The sequence below is a fragment of the Bradyrhizobium sp. 521_C7_N1_3 genome (assembly GCF_052075975.1).
GTDB classification, from domain to species: Bacteria; Pseudomonadota; Alphaproteobacteria; order Rhizobiales; family Xanthobacteraceae; genus Bradyrhizobium; species Bradyrhizobium japonicum.
In genome coordinates this window covers 6,101,585-6,117,638 of record NZ_CP197232.1, presented here as the reverse complement: position 1 = coordinate 6,117,638, position 16,054 = coordinate 6,101,585, and the positions used below count along the sequence as shown (strand labels likewise).

15 protein-coding genes and 1 tRNA gene are annotated in these 16,054 nt (G+C 65.2%); 2 read left to right on the top strand and 14 right to left on the bottom strand.

The window, feature by feature from the left end; genetic code table 11:
- Position 1: 1 nt before the first annotated feature.
- From AB7008_RS28500 to AB7008_RS28475, 6 genes are all read right to left on the bottom strand, one after another.
- The gene (locus AB7008_RS28500) at positions 2-3,220 is read right to left on the bottom strand and encodes an efflux RND transporter permease subunit (protein WP_441259872.1); all 3,219 of its coding nucleotides are present in this window, start codon (positions 3,218-3,220) and stop codon (positions 2-4) included.
- Complete coding sequence (gene ihpB, locus AB7008_RS28495) at positions 3,213-4,190, bottom strand: divalent metal ion exporter adaptor subunit IhpB (RefSeq protein WP_248878101.1); 978 nt, start codon at positions 4,188-4,190, stop codon at positions 3,213-3,215. The genes AB7008_RS28500 and ihpB overlap by 8 nt, the downstream gene beginning before the upstream one ends.
- Complete coding sequence (ihpA, locus tag AB7008_RS28490) at positions 4,187-5,461, bottom strand: divalent metal ion exporter subunit IhpA (RefSeq protein ID WP_441259871.1); 1,275 nt, start codon at positions 5,459-5,461, stop codon at positions 4,187-4,189. Before ihpA ends, ihpB begins: the two co-directional genes overlap by 4 nt.
- Before the next feature lie 55 nt (positions 5,462-5,516).
- Positions 5,517-5,885 (bottom strand): hypothetical protein, encoded by a 369-nt coding sequence (locus tag AB7008_RS28485; RefSeq protein ID WP_441259870.1) that lies wholly within the window; start codon positions 5,883-5,885, stop codon positions 5,517-5,519.
- A 127-nt stretch (positions 5,886-6,012) separates the two neighbouring features.
- The gene (locus tag AB7008_RS28480) at positions 6,013-6,219 is read right to left on the bottom strand and encodes a GDCCVxC domain-containing (seleno)protein (RefSeq protein WP_248883439.1); all 207 of its coding nucleotides are present in this window, start codon (positions 6,217-6,219) and stop codon (positions 6,013-6,015) included.
- An 18-nt stretch (positions 6,220-6,237) separates the two neighbouring features.
- Positions 6,238-6,609 carry a hypothetical protein gene (locus AB7008_RS28475; RefSeq protein ID WP_441259869.1) on the bottom strand — a complete coding sequence of 124 codons (372 nt, stop codon included), beginning with the start codon at positions 6,607-6,609 and terminating at the stop codon, positions 6,238-6,240.
- Positions 6,610-6,931: 322 nt separating this feature from the next.
- Between AB7008_RS28475 and AB7008_RS28470 the strand changes: the two genes are divergently transcribed.
- The gene (locus AB7008_RS28470) at positions 6,932-7,648 is read left to right on the top strand and encodes a cation transporter (protein WP_441259868.1); all 717 of its coding nucleotides are present in this window, start codon (positions 6,932-6,934) and stop codon (positions 7,646-7,648) included.
- 176 nt (positions 7,649-7,824) lie between these two features.
- Here the strand turns inward: AB7008_RS28470 and pepT are convergent, their stop codons facing one another.
- The 8 genes from pepT to AB7008_RS28430 form a co-directional block, all read right to left on the bottom strand.
- A complete protein-coding gene (pepT, locus tag AB7008_RS28465; RefSeq protein WP_441259867.1) occupies positions 7,825-9,075 on the bottom strand; it encodes a peptidase T in 1,251 nt (416 codons plus the stop codon).
- Positions 9,076-9,192: 117 nt separating this feature from the next.
- Positions 9,193-9,522 (bottom strand): HU family DNA-binding protein, encoded by a 330-nt coding sequence (locus AB7008_RS28460; RefSeq protein WP_028155929.1) that lies wholly within the window; start codon positions 9,520-9,522, stop codon positions 9,193-9,195.
- A 204-nt stretch (positions 9,523-9,726) separates the two neighbouring features.
- Positions 9,727-9,803, bottom strand: a tRNA-Asp gene (locus AB7008_RS28455).
- A 122-nt stretch (positions 9,804-9,925) separates the two neighbouring features.
- Positions 9,926-10,522 carry a hypothetical protein gene (locus AB7008_RS28450; RefSeq protein ID WP_441259866.1) on the bottom strand — a complete coding sequence of 199 codons (597 nt, stop codon included), beginning with the start codon at positions 10,520-10,522 and terminating at the stop codon, positions 9,926-9,928.
- Positions 10,516-11,853, bottom strand: a complete 1,338-nt coding sequence (locus AB7008_RS28445; RefSeq protein WP_441259865.1) for a YadA family autotransporter adhesin — start codon at positions 11,851-11,853, stop codon at positions 10,516-10,518. The genes AB7008_RS28450 and AB7008_RS28445 overlap by 7 nt, the downstream gene beginning before the upstream one ends.
- A 415-nt stretch (positions 11,854-12,268) precedes the next feature.
- Positions 12,269-12,472 (bottom strand): hypothetical protein, encoded by a 204-nt coding sequence (locus AB7008_RS28440; RefSeq protein WP_028155931.1) that lies wholly within the window; start codon positions 12,470-12,472, stop codon positions 12,269-12,271.
- Between the two features lie 142 nt (positions 12,473-12,614).
- Complete coding sequence (locus tag AB7008_RS28435) at positions 12,615-13,910, bottom strand: spinster family MFS transporter (RefSeq protein WP_028155932.1); 1,296 nt, start codon at positions 13,908-13,910, stop codon at positions 12,615-12,617.
- 120 nt (positions 13,911-14,030) lie between these two features.
- On the bottom strand, positions 14,031-15,221 hold the full coding sequence (locus tag AB7008_RS28430) for a Rieske 2Fe-2S domain-containing protein (protein ID WP_441259864.1): 1,191 nt from the start codon (positions 15,219-15,221) through the stop codon (positions 14,031-14,033).
- Positions 15,222-15,403: 182 nt separating this feature from the next.
- Here AB7008_RS28430 and AB7008_RS28425 point away from each other — a divergent pair, with 182 nt between their 5' ends.
- Positions 15,404-15,919: a MarR family winged helix-turn-helix transcriptional regulator gene (locus tag AB7008_RS28425; protein ID WP_028155934.1), complete on the top strand. Its 516-nt coding sequence runs from the start codon at positions 15,404-15,406 to the stop codon at positions 15,917-15,919.
- Positions 15,920-16,054 lie beyond the last annotated feature (135 nt).

Sequence of the window (16,054 nt, the reverse complement as noted above, 5' to 3'; positions counted from 1 at the left end):
TCTAGCGCTCCCCGGACGCCGCCAAATCAGGTGCCATTGTAGGCGTTTCGGCAGCCCCGTCACGCCGGAACAGCGCATAGAGCGCCGGCAGCACCAGCAGCGTCAGCACGGTCGAGGAGATGATGCCGCCGATCACCACGGTCGCGAGCGGACGCTGCACCTCGGCGCCGGCGCCGGTGGCGAGCGCCATCGGCACGAAGCCGAGGGAGGCGACCAGGGCGGTCATCAGCACCGGGCGCAGCCGCGTCAGCGCACCCTCGCGCACGGCGTCGGCCACGGGGAGCCCCTCGCTGCGCAGCCGCTCGATGAAGGCGATGATGACGAGGCCGTTGAGAACGGCCACGCCCGACAATGCGATGAAGCCGACACCGGCGCTGATCGACAGCGGGATGTCGCGCAGCAGAAGCGCGGCAACGCCGCCCGTCAAGGCCAGGGGCACGCCGGAGAAAACCAGGGCCGCATCCGCCGCCGATCCCATGCCCATGAACAGCAGCAGGAACACCAGCAGGAGCGCCACCGGCACCACGATCGTCAGCCGCTTGGTCGCCGAGACCAGCTGCTCGAACTGGCCGCCCCAGCCGATCCAATAGCCCGGCGGCAGCTTGACCTTCTCGGCGACGGCCGCTTCCGCCTCGCGCACGAAGGAGCCGAGGTCGCGCGCGCGGACATTGGCGGTCACGACGATGCGCCGCTTGCCGTTCTCGCGGCTGATCTGGTTGGGACCGGGCGTCGCATCGACCGTTGCGACCGACGACAGCGGGACATAGCGCATCTGGGCAAGGGGAGAGGCGGTCAGCGCTGTTCGAACGGCGGTGCCGCCTGCTGCTTCCTCGCTGGGAGGCAGCGGGATCGGGATGGCCCGGATCGCCTCGAGATTGCCGCGCAGATGCTCCGGCAGGCGCACGACGATGTCGAAACGGCGGTCGCCCTCGAACAGCTTGCCTGCCGACTTGCCGCCGACCGCGATCTCGACAATGCCCTGTACCTCACCGATGCTGAGCCCGTAGCGGGCGAGCGCCTGGCGGTCGAGCCGGACGGTGAGGATCGGCAGGCCCGAGACCTGCTCGATCTTGACGTCGCTGGCGCCGCGGATGCCGCGGATTGCGGCCTCGACCTGCTTTGCGGCGCCCTGGAGGATGTCGAGGTCGTCGCCGAAGACCTTGATGCCGACGTCGCTGCGCACGCCCGAGATCAGCTCGTTGACACGGAACTGGATCGGCTGGGAGATTTCATAGGCGCTGCCGGGAATTTCGTCGGCGGCGTGGTTGATGGCCTCGATCACCTCCGATTTCGGCTTGCCCGGGTCGGGCCATTCCGCGCGCGGCTTCAGCATGATGTAGCCGTCTGTCTGCGCCGGCGACATCGGGTCGGTCGCGATCTCGGCGGTGCCGATGCGGGTGAAGAATTCCTTCACCTCGGGAATCTCCTTGATGCGCTTTTCCAGCGCCTTTTGCAGATCCAGCGACTGCGTGAGGCTGGTCCCGGGAATCCGGATCGAGGCCAGCGCGACGTCGCCTTCGTCCAGGCTCGGGATGAACTCGCCGCCCATGCGCGCGGCGGCAATGCCGCTTGCGACCACGATGACGGCGGCCATGACGGTGACCGCGACCCGATTGTCGATCGCGAGGCGGAGCAGGGGGAGATAGATGCGCTTCGCCACCCGCATGAACAGGTTTTCGTGTTCGGACACCTTGCCGGTGACGAAGATGGCAACTGCCGCCGGCACGAAGGTGATGGAGAACAGCACCGCGGCGCCCAGCGCCATCAGTACGGTCAGCGCCATCGGCGTGAACATCTTGCCCTCGACGCCGGTCAGCGTCAGCACGGGCAGGTAGACAACCGCGATGATCAGCGTTCCGAACAGGCTCGGCTTGATGACCTCGCGCGACCCGCGCAGGATCGCGCGCAGCCGTTCGGGGGTGGAGAGCAGGCCGCCTTTCTGGCGCTGCGCCTCGGCCAGCATGCGCAGGCAGTTTTCGACGATGATCACGGCGCCGTCGACGATGATGCCGAAATCGATCGCACCCAGGCTCATCAGGTTCGCGCTGACTTTTGTTTCGACCATGCCGGTGATCGTCATGGCCATGGAGAGCGGAATGACGCAGGCCACCACGAGCGCGGCGCGGATGTTTCCGAGGATCAGGAACAGCACGGCCACGACCAGGGCCGCACCTTCCAGGAGGTTGTTTTCGACCGTGCGGATGGTGGCCTCGACCAGATGGGTGCGGTCGTAGACGGTCCGGGTCACGACGCCCTCAGGCAGCGATTTGGCGATCTCGTCGAGACGGGCTGCGACGCGGCGCGCCACGCTGCGGCTGTTCTCGCCGATCAGCAGCATGGCGGTGCCGAGCACGGTTTCCTCGCCGTCGCGCGTCGCCGCGCCTGTGCGGAGGTCGCGGCCTTCCGTGACGGAGGCGACATCCCTGATCCTGACGGGATTGCCGCCGCGCGAGCCGATCACGATGTCCTGGATCTCGCTGATGCTGCCGACCTGGCCCGGGGAGCGCACCAGATATTGCTCGCCGTTGCGTTCGATATAGCCGGCGCCGACATTGGCGTTGTTGGCGGCCAGCGCCGTCATGACGTCGCGAAAGCCGAGCCGGTAGGCCATCAGCTTGCCGGGGTCCGGCAGCACGTGGAACTGCCGCTCGAAGCCGCCGATGGTGTTGACTTCGATCACCCCGGGCACGTTGCGAAGCTGCGGCCGGATGATCCAGTCCTGCACGGTGCGGAGGTCAGTCAGCGAATAGTCGTGACCGCCCTGCGTCTTCGCGCCCGCCTTTGCCTCGACGGTGTACATGAAGATTTCGCCCAGGCCGGTCGAGACCGGGCCCATCGCGACCTCGACGCCCGCCGGAAGCTGGTCCTTCACCTGCTGGATGCGCTCGCCCACGAGCTGGCGGGCAAAGTAGATGTCGGTGCCGTCCTTGAACACGACCGTCACCTGGCTCAGGCCGTAGCGCGACAGCGAGCGGGTGTAATCGAGCTTCGGCAGGCCGCCCATCGCGGTCTCGACGGGGAAGGTGATGCGCTGCTCGGTTTCGAGCGGCGAGTAGCCGGGCGCGCGGGTGTTGATCTGGACCTGGACGTTGGTGATATCGGGGACGGCGTCGATCGGCAGGCGCTGGAAATTCCACCCTCCGAAAGCGACGGCGCCGAGCGCGAGCAGGAGGACCAGCCAGCGCTGCTGAAGCGAGACGGCGATGAGACGCTCAATCATGCTCGGCCTCGCCCTTGCCCATCTCCGCCTTCACGACAAAGCTGTTCTCCGCGACGTAATGCTCGCCGGCCGAAAGACCCGCCTTGATCTCGACATGGCGCGGATCGGAATCCCCGAGCTCCACGGGACGCGCCTCGATCTTGTCGCCGTCCTCGCGGACGAACACGATGGTCCTGTTCTCCAGCGTCTGGATCGCGCTTCGGCGTACGGCGACAGCGACGTTGCGCGCGGCAAGGATCAGCCGCGCCGTGACGAACAGGCCGGGACGCAAGCGCCCGTCCGGATTTGGCAGCACCACGCGGGCGAGCGCGGTCTGGGTCTCGCTGCTGCCGATCGGCGCCATGTAGGAGATCGTGCCCTTGATCTCGCCGCGGCCGTCGTCGGGATCGATCAGCACCTCGTCGTTGAGGCGGACGCGCCGGAGGTCCTGCCGGTAAATGGAGAGGTCGACCCAGATCGTCGAGAGGTCGGCGACCACGAAGGCCGGCTTCTGCTCGGAGGCGTATTCGCCGAGCGAGATCTGCCGCTCGATGATGGTGCCGGCGATCGGCGCCTTCAGCTCGTAGACGGTCAGGCTCTGGTTGCTCTCGATCGCGGCGAGCAGGTCGTCCTTGCCGACCCTGTCGCCGATGCGCTTCTGGATCGATTTGGCGACCCCCGGAAAGCGCGGCGTCACCTGCACGACGGCTTCCTGGTTGGCGCGCAAGATGCCGTTGAAAGACAGTGTATCGGTCAGCGTCGCGCTTGCAGCTTCCGCCAGCACCACGCCGGCGGCGGCCAGCTTGACGTCGGAGATGCGGATGCGGTCGGCGCCGTGCTCGTCCTGCTCGACATGGTCGCTCGGCTTCTTCTGTTCGGAATGCTCGGCATGCTCCGTCGGCGCGACCTTGGTGGGCGCGAGCTGGGAATAGCCATAAGCGCCGAGTGCTGCGGCCACGATGGCGATCAGGATGGTGGAGGATGTCTTCATCGCGCGCTCTCCCGGGCCAGCGCAAAGGGATTGCCGACGAGGCCTTCGATGGTCGCAACGCCGGCATGGAAGTTCTGCAGCGCCTCCTGCTCGCGCAGCCGCGCCTGGGTGACGCTCGCCTGGGCGTCGAGCACTTCGAGCAGGGAGAAGCGGCCCTGGCCGTAGCCCTGCGCGATCGCCTCCGAGGCTTCCGTGGCTTTCGGAATCGCGGTCTCGCGCAGCACCGCGAGCTCGCGCAGCGAGCCCTGGAGCGAGTCGTAGGCGCGGCCGGCGACCACGATCAGCGTGTTGCGGTTGGCCTCGCGCTCGGCCCTGGTCTTGGCGAGGCTTTCCTGCGCCGAGAGGATGTTGCCCTGGTTCTGGTCGAACACGGGGATCGGCACCGAGACGGTGAGGCGCACCGCGTCGTCATTGGTCTCGTTGAAATGGCGCCATCCCGCCGCGATCCGCACGTCGGGATAGGGCCTTAAGCGCGCCATCAACAGCTCGGCGTTGCGCTGGGCATAGACCGCCGTCCAGCGCACCAGCTGCGGATTGGCATCGATGGCGGCGACGACCGACTGGAACGTCGGCGTCTTTCCCGTGGTGTCGAGCCGGCCGGAGACCTCGCCGAATTTTGCCGCGGGATCCCCCATCAGCACTGCAAGTTCGCGCCTGGCACTCGCCAGCGTTGCCTTGAAGCGCTCGCGGTCGGCCTTCACCAGGGCGGACGCGACCTCGGCGCGGCCGGTCTCGGCCGGCGAGGAGGCGCCTGCCTCGACGCGGCGGCGCAGCAGCGGCGTCAGGCGGTCGATCGCGGCGATCTGCTCGTCGAGGATCTGGATGCGCCGCTGCGCGCCGAGCACGCTGAGGAAGGCGATCGCAGTCTCCGACAGCACCTCCAGCCTGACCGCCTTGCGCTGGATCGCGGCCACCTCGATGCCTGCGGCGCCTGCGGCGATTCGCGCATCACGCTTGCCGAACAGCTCGAAGGCCTGGCTGATCTGGAGCGTGGTCTCGGCCGATCTTGTGCCGCGATAGATGCCCGATCCGAACGAATTGTCCTGTTCATAGGACAGTTCCGGATTGAGCAGCGCACCGGCCTGGATGCGCTGGCCCGTGGCGATGCCGACGTCGCGCTCTGCCGCGGTGAGCCGCGGGCTCGCGGCCAGCGCGCGCGATAGCGCGTTCCGCATCTTCAGCGTCTGGGCGTGCGTGTGCTGCGTCAGCCAGGGGCTGACGAAAATCGCCATCGCGCACGCCAGGCGCGCGGCAGTCCGTCTGCAAGACATGAAGGTGACCTGTGAACAATCGTATCGTGGGCGCACGGGCGCCCGGCTGATCAGTTCAGGTCAGATGTTTGGGGGGCGGAGAGTCGGTGTCAGGCGCAATGCCGAGCAGCGCAGGCTCGCGCTGCGGGATCGGTGCGGCAACGATGTCAGTGGCAGCTCCAGCCAGCAGCGGCTGCGCGACAGCGACCGAGAAGCAGCCGTGGCAGTGATGGCCGCCGAGCGCCTTGTGGTCGCCATGACCCGGAGCAGAACCGTCTTCGACAATCGAGGCGATCTCCGAGCCGCCGGAGGGGCTGGTGACATCGATGTCGTGCGCACCATGGAGCGCGCCGGACAGCAGATACATGACCGCAACGAGCACAGCCACGAGCCCGCGCCAGTTGCGCAGGCGGCTGGATCGATGGGCTCGGCGGATCGCGGTCACGGTATCACTCAGGTTCCCCGGTTCGCTCCGGTAGCATGGCGGCCGCAACGATGTCGACCCGCTACATTGTTACGTGTGGGGAACTTGTTGTCGCGGCCGTCGCGGGAGCGATTGTTCGGTCTGTAAACTAAGTCTGCGAACAGCAATCACCCGCCTGGATTGGCGGACAGGGGGCCGAGCCGAAGGAGCAAAACACGCAGCAGTCGCCTTCCTTCGGCTTCAGCCGCTTGCCGCACCCCGCGCAATCATAGAAGAACCGACACGCGTCCGCCGGCATGGTCTCGACCGTTTGATGGCCGCACTCTGGACAGGTGAGGGTCGATTCAAGCTGGATCATTGCGACTCGGAGCGCTCAATCGTCACTGCGGCCGTAGTAGCTTTTGAGAAGCCGATACTGGCCGCCTCCTGAGAAATACTCTTGATGAAGGCAACCCTCCGCCTTGCAGAACCTTCCGCTCTCGCCACAATGAAGATGTTCGAAATGCAGCCTGATGATGTGCGAGTTGTTCAGATAGGTCGCGAAATAGTGGGCGGCGCGGGCCGAATTTCCACACATATGGGCTACTGCGTTGCGGACTTCGAGCGGCAGGCGATCGATGTGTTCGGGATTCCAGGGGTCGTCGTGTCCGACCTGACTGCCGCGAGCGAGTGCGCCCGGCGCACCGATGAGCAACAGTAGAACTCCGCCTGCAACTACCGGGAACGGAGTACGAAAAATCGACATGCCAGCCTCCATCATCTCGGATGACTCGCGACGCCTTCGAGATCGAGGCTATCACAATCCCCGGCCGGCGTCCTGTTTGAGGCAGGGCTCTCGCAAAGTTGCGTGATCTTTCGCTGTGTTGCGGGAGAGGCCTCCGCCGCAAGGATGCGAAACTGCGTTTGGAACGCTGCGGTCGGAATAGTGAGAACGGCCCGCAATAATGTTACGTGGCGTACTGAAGGTCGTACCCGCATGTGTTCATGTAAATGCGAGCGGCGCCGACCGTTCATCGCCATCGCTACCCGTCGCATGGTAGGATAGGAACGCCGCGAGGGAGCCTGGAATGCCCGAAGAGTCTTGCTGCTCGCACGATGGGTGCTGTGGGGAAGCCGCCAAGCCCCCTGTGGAGGAAGTCGCTGCGTCAGGCTGCGCCGACTGCTGCTCGGCGGGCGTTCCGGTCTTCGATGGGCTCGACCCGCGATACAAGCGTGTGCTGTGGACCGTCATCGCCATCAACGCGACGATGTTCGTCAGTGAAATGGCGGCGGGCCATTTGGCCGGCTCGCAGGCTCTCAAGGCCGACGCTCTCGACTTCCTCGCCGACACCGTCACCTACGGCCTGAGCCTTTCGGTGATCGGCGCGAGCATCAAGACGCGTGCCACCGCCGCGTTGTTCAAGGGGTTGTCGCTCAGTGCCATGGCCGCCTGGGTGTTCGGATCAACGCTCTACCAGACCCTGATCCTCGGACTCCCGCGTGCGGAGCTGATGGGTGCGATGAGCCTGGCCGCGCTGGCAGCGAACCTGACTTCGGTTCTCCTCCTCGCGCGCTACAAGGACGGCGACGCCAACGTGCGCTCGGTTTGGCTCTGCTCGCGCAATGACGCGATCGGCAACGTCATCGTGATGGTTGCCGCCATCGGTGTATTTGGAACCGCGACGGCATGGCCCGATCTGGCTGTCGCCGGCGTGATGGCCGGAATCTTCCTGACCTCTTCGCTGCAAATCTTGCGGCAAGCATGGGCAGAGTATCGCGGCGGGCAAGCTGCCGTGACTGCCTGAGGGTGGCCTTTGCGCGCGATCCAAACGCGGAAAGGCCCCAGCCCGGGGCTGACCGGCTGAGGCCTCATGTGCTCGCATTCTCATCCTTGGGACTTGAGGCGCCAACGCGCCTCGCACTGGATCGTTCCGCAGGGCTCGGAATTATTTTGCCCTGCTGCCGGGAGGTGCGGCGTTTCCTAAGCCTTCTCCTCCCAGATCATCGCGAGATGCACGATCGTCTGCACCGCCTTTTCCATGTCCTGCCGGCTGACCCATTCGAGCCGCGAATGAAACGCGTGCTCGCCGGCGAAGATGTTGGGGCAGGGCAGGCCCATGAAGGACAGGCGCGAGCCGTCGGTGCCGCCGCGGATCGCGGTGCGCATCGGGCGCAGGCCGGCACGGCGGATCGCCTCGATGGCGTATTCGAGGATCTGCGGGTGACGGTCGATCACCTGCTTCATGTTGCGGTACTGCTCCCTGACCTCGAACTTGTAGGTCGAGCGCGGATAGTCCTTCATCACGTCCTTGACGATGTTCTCGAGCAGGACTTCCTTCTCCTTCAGCCCTTCCTCGGTGAAGTCGCGCACGATGAAGGACAGCGTCGCCTGCTCCAGCGCGCCATCGATGCCGATCGGATGCAGAAAGCCCTGCTTGCCTGACGTCGTCTCGGGCGAGCAGCCTTCCTTTGGCAGCCGCTCGACGATGCTAGCTGCGATCTTGATCGCGTGCTCCATCTTGCCCTTGGCGTAGCCTGGATGGGCGCTGACGCCGTTGATGGTGATGGTGGCGCCGTCGGCCGAGAAGGTCTCGTCCTCGACGCTGCCGGCGCTCTCGCCGTCCATGGTGTAGCCGAAATGGGCGCCGAGCTTCTTCAGGTCGACATTGTCGACGCCGCGGCCGATCTCCTCGTCCGGCGTGAACAGGATCTTGATGGTGCCGTGCTTCACATCGGGGTTGTTGATGAAGAAATGCGCGGCATCCATGATCTCGGCGACACCGGCCTTGTTGTCGGCGCCCAGCAGCGTGGTGCCGTCGGTGGTGATGATGTCGTTGCCGATCTGGTTCTTCAGCGCGGGATGTTCAGTGAAGCGGATCACCTGGCTGGTATCGCCCGGCAGGGTGATATCGCCGCCGCGATAGTCCTTCACCAGCTGCGGCTTGACGTCCTTGCCGGTCACGTCGGGCGAGGTGTCCATGTGCGAGCAGAAGCAGATCACCGGAACCTTCTTGGTCGTATTGGCCGGGATCGTTCCGTAGACGTAGCCGAAGTCGTCGAGATGCGCGTCGGCGACGCCCATGGCCTTCAGCTCGGCGGCGAGCACGCGGCCGAGATCTTTCTGCTTCTCGGTCGAGGGCGAGGCCGGGGATTCCGGATCGGACTGGGTGTCGATGGTGACGTAGCGCAGGAAGCGTTCGGTCACGGTGTGCGAAAAGGAGAGGGAGGACATTTCTGGTCAAACCGCCGGGTCTTGGGGAAGGGCTTTGGGGGAAGCAGGCGGTATATCAGAAAAGCGGGCCGTGATGCGGCCGGAACGAAGCGGATCAGGCTCAACGAAACGTAGCTATCAGATCGCTTCCTTGAGCTCCTTGACCGGGCGGAAGGCGACCTTCTTGCTGGCCTTGATGTGGATCGCCTCGCCGGTGGTGGGGTTGCGGCCGGTGCGGGCGGCGCGCTTGCGGACCTGGAGGATGCCGAGACCAACGATGCGGACGCGGTCGCCCTTCTTGAGGTGCTTGGCGATCAGATCGACCATGTCGGTCAGGACGGCCTCGGCGTGCTTCTTCGAGAGGTCCTGGCTCTCCGCGATGTCAGCGGCGAGGTGCTTGAGCGTGATGGTGGCGGGAGCGGCTGCCTTCTTCGCCGAATCCTTCTTGGCCGAATCCTTTTTAGCCATGTCTGGCCTCCTCAATGACAGGGAAGCCCCGGAAAAGCCGGTAAAGCGTGAGGATCCCTCAAAGTCCTCGAAGGCGTAGACGATTCGGGCGCGGGCTGACTATGCCACGAGTTCCCGGCCACGAGTTCCGGCCGCACGCCGGCAATCGCCGACCGTGCCGAGCATCTAGAAGTTCGGGCTAAGACTATGAAGGGATTGCCAAAATGGCGCGAGAGACGGGGCTCGAACCCGCGACCTCCGGCGTGACAGGCCGGCGCTCTAACCAACTGAGCTACTCCCGCGTGGTTCGCTGAAAGCGCGCGGAACGAGGGGGGACTTAAAGGCGGGGCTGGGTGAAGTCAAGGACGTTGCTTCCACGGAGAGCGAACATCCCCATTCGATGGTTTCCGTTCCTGGGAGCAGCCTATTTCGGCGCTGCCGGCGGCGGTGATGCCGGCTTGGCCTCGGGCGGCTTCTTCGCCGCTACCCCGTTCTTGGCGGCAGCGGGCGCTGGCGGGGCCGGAGCTACGGGTGCGGACTGCGCCACGTTCACCGAGAGCCCGAACAACCGCCACTGGCTATCCACAGGCGCAAACAGCAGCTCGAAATTCACCTGCGAGGGGACCGACGGGAAGAAGCCGGCCATGCGCATCATGCCGTTCGGCGCGATCTCGGGCAGCACGCTGAGCTGGGGATCGATCACCGAGACGCCCGACAGGTCGAGCCTGTCGTTGCGCTGCGAGGCAAAGATCTCCGACAGGCGCGCGGCCGTGTTGGCGACCTGAAAGCCGGGTGCGCCGAGGTCGCGCAGGACGGTGTAGTTGCCGGTCTTGTTGGCCTGGTCGAGCGCGAGCAGGGACGAGCGGATCAGCATCAAGACGCCGTTGCGGTCGATGTTGGCGGGCTTCGCGTTCGGCGTCGGCTGCGGTCCCTGTGCCAATGTCACGGCGCAGCCCGCGAGCAGAATCAGGAGCGCGGCACTAACGCGCGGGGCGATGATTGCGAGACGACGGCTTACCACTGGAGGGAAACGGCTCCTCTGCCACCTGCCACGCTGCGTTCGAGGCCCACGCCGCCGCCGACATTGCCGACGATGGCGTATTGCCTGCTGTCATAGAGCAACGCGGTCGCACCGATCGCAAACGCATTGGCCCCCTGGAAATTGCCGTAGCCGGCGGATAGAGCGAATTTGCGGCCCGGCTGCAGCGACGGCATCGATCCGGCCGCGAGCGCGACGGCGGTGCCGGTGCGCGCCTCGAGCCTGTTGTCCGTGATCTGCGACGACAGCGAGTTGATCTGGGTCTGGAAGTTAGCAGGATTGAAGCTCGTCGCCGCGAGGTTGCCGGCAGCGTCGGTCGTCACGAACGAGGTCGGGCCGCTCTGCGCGGCGGTGCTCGCTGCCGACGTGATGCCCGCCATCTTATAGGTGTTGGTCGTGGTGCCGATCGAAACCTGATTCACCGCCGTCGTCGTCGCGCCGGCGCCGATCGCGGTCGAATTGGCGAAACCTGCCGTCGCATTCGGGCCGAGCGCCGTGGCGTTGGCGCCCGTCGCTTGCGATGCGGTGCCGATCGCGATGGCGCTGTCGCCAGCGACCGTGACGCCAGTGCCGATCGCGACGGCATTGGCGCCGTTCACGGTGTTGCCGGTGCCCATCACCGTCGAACCGGATGAGTTCGCGGTCGAGGCCACCGTGTTGTTGGCGCCGATCGCCTGGACGTTGTTACCCCAGCCGGATTGGTTGGTCCCGTTGACGGTGTTGCCGTCACCGAACACGAAGCTGTTGTTGCCATTGACCGTGTTGGGATCGCCGATGGCGAAGCTGCCATTGCCGTTGACGGTCTGTCCCGTGCCGAAGGCTCCGCTGCTATCGCCCGTGACCGAATTGTTCGCGCCGACACTGTAGCTGTTCGTGCCGACCACGGTCTGGCCAGTGCCGAAGGTGCCGCTGCCGATTCCCGTGGCGGAGCTGGAGGAGCCGACCACGGTGCTGTTGACGGTATTGGCGACCGTGCTGGCCCCGATAGCGACGCTCGAATTGCCGACCGCACGCGCGGGGGTCGCGCCGGTCCCGTCGCCGCCGCCAATGGCGACACTGTAGGCGCCCAGCGATTGCACGAAAACGCTGCCGCTGGGATTGGACCCGGCGCCGATCGCGGTGCTGTAAAGTCCGGCCGGGCCGCCGAAGGCATTGGCGTTGGCGCCGATGCTCGTGACGCCGGCGTTGGTGGTCCCGGCTCCGGCAAAGCTGCCGACCGTGGTGGTATTATCGCCGAGGGCGAAGGCGCCGTATCCGACGGCTGTTGCGCCGCCGGACACACCGGTCGTAGCGCCCAAGGCGGCAGCGCTCATGCCGCAGGCTACGTCATGCTGATTTGCGGCGGTGGAGCCGCCGCCCGCTTGAGGTTCGCCCCCGGTAGCACTGCCGCCGCAGACGAACTGCGCGAAAGCTGGACTTACGGGTGCCGAACTCCAGATGAGGCCCACCAGCGCAACAGCCCCTGCGACCCGCCCAAAAGAAAATCGATCAATCAAAAATTGCTTGCCGCTCATGGTGCCCCCATGCTTGCCCACAAGACTTGAGGCACATCATTCACAGTTCGTACTGTTTGGAAATGACGGGTAGTTCATTCGCGACAATGAGTTATTAACCGTGTCCCGCGCGCTACACTGCCGTTTTTTCCCGGCGGTCGCGCGGATTCTCGATGTCGAAACGAAAAGGCCGCCCAAAGGGCGGCCACTTATGCAATCGAAATTGGTCCGAACCTTAGCGAATCTCGGACGTGCCCGCGTTGGTCACCACCACCGGCTTGCCGGCCTTGATCACGTGGGCGGATTGGGCGGTCTGGCTGGAATCGACGTTGGTGCGGGCTGCGATCCCGAAGCCGGCGACCAGGATACCAGCAACCAGCGCCACCACCACGATCTTCAGGTGGGTGCCACGATCAGCCGAGTGAATTGAGTGGTTCATATGAGCCTCCCGACGGGCTTAGCCGCCGTCTATGGGCCCATGTCTTAAGGACCATCTGTTTCCGGATGGTTTCGCGGGTTCCGCAAAATGGTTTCATTAATACGCCCGCTCGGTTTCGCCGGGCTGGTGGCCGGAACGGGTCTCAGGCGGCTGCCCGGCCGATATCGCCCCGGATCGTGCGGGCCGCCCAGACGAACAGCAGGGCGCCCAGCGTGGTCGTGACCGCCGCCGAGAGCAGGGAATAGCGCACGGCATCCGCGCCATAGCTGCCCTTGAGGGCGTCGTTGACCATGCCGACGGCCAGCGGGCCGACGCCCTGGCCGAAGCAGGTGGCGGTCAGCGCGATCAGGGCGGAGGCGAGCGCCCGCATGCTCGGCTTGGCGACCGTCTGCGCGATCGCGAAGATCGGTCCGAGATGGAAGCCGACCAGGAACGAGGTCAGCGCCAGCATGGCGATCATCAACGAGAAATCCTGCGTCAGCATGCATAGCGCGAACACCGGGCCGGCCAGCCCCGAGGTGATCGCCGGCGCCCACAGCTTCCAGCGGTCGTCGCGGCGGCTGATCTGCGCCACCACGAAGCCGCCGAGCAGGGTGCCGGCCATGCCGGCGAGCCCCTTGAAGGTGCCGGCATAGGTGCCGATCTCGGCGCTCGACAGATGGTGCACACGGGCCAGGAACGGCGGGATCCAGGCCGCCGTTGCGTAGTTCGTGTAAGTGGTGAGGCAGAAGCCGACCAGCACGATGATGAAGCTCTGCTGCGAGGCCAGGAAGCGCAGTGTCGGCCCGAGCGGCTCGGGCACGAAACTCTCCTGCATCGCGCCGCGCTTCGGCTCGGAGATCGTCAGCCACAGAATCAATGCGAGCAGGATGCCCGGCAGGCCGGCGACGTAGAACGCCATCCGCCAGCCATAGTGCTGGTTGACGTAGCCGCCGATGAAATAGCCGAGGAAGACGCCGAGATAGGTGCCGATGGCGTAGATGCCGAGCGCGCGCGGACGCTCGTTCTTGGCGAAGAGATCGGCGACGATGGACTGCGAGGCGGGGGAGCCGGCGGATTCGCCGATGCCGACGCCGATGCGCGCCAGCGCCAGCGAGGTCACGCTCGAGGCCGCCCCGCACAACGCCGTCATCGTACTCCAGAACGCAAAGGCCACCGCGACGATGTTGCGCCGGTTGAGCCGGTCGGCGACGCGCGCGATGGGAATGCCGAGCAGGGAATAGAACAGCGCGAAGCCGAAGCCCGCGAGCAGGCCCATCATGGTGTCGCTGAGCTGAAACTCCTTCTTGATCGGCTCGATCAGGACGTTGAAGATCGTGCGGTCGAGGAAGTTCAGCGCATAGATGATGGTCAGCAGGCCCAGCACATAATAGCGGCGCGGCGAGGGGGGCGCCGCCGCGGCCGTTTGCACCGAGACTTGTGACGTCACATCGACCATCGCATCCCCCCAATTTGTCTTTGTTATCGTTGCCGGTCCAGCCCTTCGTGAGGCTGGTCGAGAGCGTTTTCGAGCGAAGTGGATACCGGTCCGCGTGAAGAAAACGCGCCAAACAAAAACTCAGCCTTCGCGGATGTAATTCCCCGCTTCGAATTCGACCGGCGCAGCACTTGTATCGAACGACACGCCGATCGGATCGCGGTCTGCCTCCATCGCCTCCAGTTGCTCGCTCAGCATGCGCCGGATCATCAGGATGCCGCGGTCGCTCTGGCCGAAATGCTCCTCGGAGTGGATGGTCTGCGCGCCCTGGCCGACCTGGGCCTCGTAGTCACCGGGGAATTGCTGGTGCTCGGCTTCCGTCATGTCCCACCAGAATTTTCCGTTGAACTTCGAGCGCATGCGGCCGATGTCGCCGGAAGTCTTGACGCGGCCGGCGACGTAGATGCGGAACGAGGTGTCGTCGATCGGCAGCGTCCAGCCGATCGACTCGACGCGGGCGAATTGCGCCACGCGCGGATTGGGAACGACGCGCAAGGTGGGGAGGGCGGCTTCGGTGACGCGGTAAAACACCTTGCCGTCGTCCTGCTTGCGGATCGAGCGCACGGCGATGCCGCGCGGCGTCTTGTCGAATTTCACCTCCGGCATCGAGGCCATCATGTTGGTGAATTGCGGCCCCGAGAACGAGCCGTGCAGCACCGGCACGTGATAGGGATCGACCACGTTCTCGAAATGCTGAAGCCAGTTGCAGGGGATGATCGCGGGGCCGCCGCCGCCGATCGAGGAATCGTCGGCCTCGACGAACTCGCCTTCGTCCATGTTTTCCAGGCATTCGTAGGCTGGCAGCACCGGGCGTTTCTCGGCCGGGCCCATATAGGCGAAGATCAGCCCGTAGCGCTCCTCGACCGGGTACCAGGGCTGACGCACCTTGTCCTTGAACTGGCCGCCGTCGGGCTCGCAGGGCTGCTCGAGACAGTGGCCTTCGGCGTCGAACTTCCAGCCGTGATAGCAGCAGCGGATGCCGTCTTCCTCCACCTTGCCATAGTAGAGCGTGGTGCCGCGATGGCAGCAGCGCGCGTGCAGCAGGCCGGCGCGGCCATCCTTGTCGCGGAACAGCACCAGATCCTCGCCGAGCGCACGCACCTTCTTCGGCGTGTCGGTGGCGTCGCTGACGAGCCCGACCGGATGCCAGTAGCGGCGCAGCAATTCTCCCATCGGTGTACCGCGCACGACCGAGGTGAGCTCGGTACGCGTATGTGCCGGCTTCATCGCATAGGCGGTGCCGAGATCGCGATCCCGCTGGGTCATCGTCATGCTGTTCCTCCCGCCGCTGGCCTTGGGTGGCCGGGTCGTTTTGATGCGGTGACCCAGTGAAAAATAATTCGATGACAATGTCAACGATATTCCAGAATGCCTCTTAATCGCATTCCGATGTGGTTGGGGAGGTTGCGCTACCAGCGCTTGGCACGCCCCGGCTTTCTTGGCAGAGGTGGATCATGAGCCAGACATCGAGCAGGGACGGGCACGCATCGCCCGATGGGGACGAAAGCCACTCGCCGGCGCCGATCACCGTTATGCTGTCGTCACGGCTGATGGTGCTCGCCAATTTGCTCAAGCGCGGTGCCATCCTGCGCTACAAGCGCCTCGCCGGACTGTCCTCGGTCGAGTTCGGTCTCGTTGCCTCGCTCGGTCGCCGTCCGCCGATGAGCGTGGCGCGGCTCGCCGAAGCCGTCGGCCAGGACAAGGGCCAGATCAGCCGCGCGCTCGCGGAACTCGTCTCGCGCAAGCTGATCTCGAAGTCGGCGAACCCGAAGGACAGCCGCGAGGTGCTGGTCGCGCTGACTGCCGCAGGGCTCGCCGCACATGATGCGATCGTCGAAGGCGCGCAGGAGCGCAATCGGCAATTGCTGGAACAGTTGAGCAAGGACGAGTTCGAGACGCTGCTGGCGCAGATCGACCGTCTCACGGCGACAGCCGAGAAGATGCTCGAGGCTGAGAAAGTTTCACGCTGATCTCTCGGAAATCTCCGGGAATATTGGATCATTTCTAAGAACCCTTCTAAGAGGTTTTCAATTAGGGAATTCGCGCGCGCTCACCTAAGCGTCACTGCAAGCGCCTGCCGTTGGGGGAACGACGGCATGACGCAA

Coding starts and splice junctions, on each gene's coding strand:
- AB7008_RS28460 (WP_028155929.1), bottom strand. CDS start 9,522: ATGGCTAAAAAGGATTCGGCCAAGAAGGATTCGGCGAAGAAGGCAGCC.
- AB7008_RS28440 (WP_028155931.1), bottom strand. CDS start 12,472: ATGAACCACTCAATTCACTCGGCTGATCGTGGCACCCACCTGAAGATC.
- ihpA (WP_441259871.1), bottom strand. CDS start 5,461: ATGTCTTGCAGACGGACTGCCGCGCGCCTGGCGTGCGCGATGGCGATT.
- AB7008_RS28430 (WP_441259864.1), bottom strand. CDS start 15,221: ATGACGATGACCCAGCGGGATCGCGATCTCGGCACCGCCTATGCGATG.
- AB7008_RS28500 (WP_441259872.1), bottom strand. CDS start 3,220: ATGATTGAGCGTCTCATCGCCGTCTCGCTTCAGCAGCGCTGGCTGGTC.
- AB7008_RS28470 (WP_441259868.1), top strand. CDS start 6,932: ATGCCCGAAGAGTCTTGCTGCTCGCACGATGGGTGCTGTGGGGAAGCC.
- AB7008_RS28425 (WP_028155934.1), top strand. CDS start 15,404: ATGAGCCAGACATCGAGCAGGGACGGGCACGCATCGCCCGATGGGGAC.
- pepT (WP_441259867.1), bottom strand. CDS start 9,075: ATGTCCTCCCTCTCCTTTTCGCACACCGTGACCGAACGCTTCCTGCGC.
- AB7008_RS28445 (WP_441259865.1), bottom strand. CDS start 11,853: ATGAGCGCTGCCGCCTTGGGCGCTACGACCGGTGTGTCCGGCGGCGCA.
- ihpB (WP_248878101.1), bottom strand. CDS start 4,190: ATGAAGACATCCTCCACCATCCTGATCGCCATCGTGGCCGCAGCACTC.
- AB7008_RS28435 (WP_028155932.1), bottom strand. CDS start 13,910: ATGGTCGATGTGACGTCACAAGTCTCGGTGCAAACGGCCGCGGCGGCG.
- AB7008_RS28475 (WP_441259869.1), bottom strand. CDS start 6,609: ATGTCGATTTTTCGTACTCCGTTCCCGGTAGTTGCAGGCGGAGTTCTA.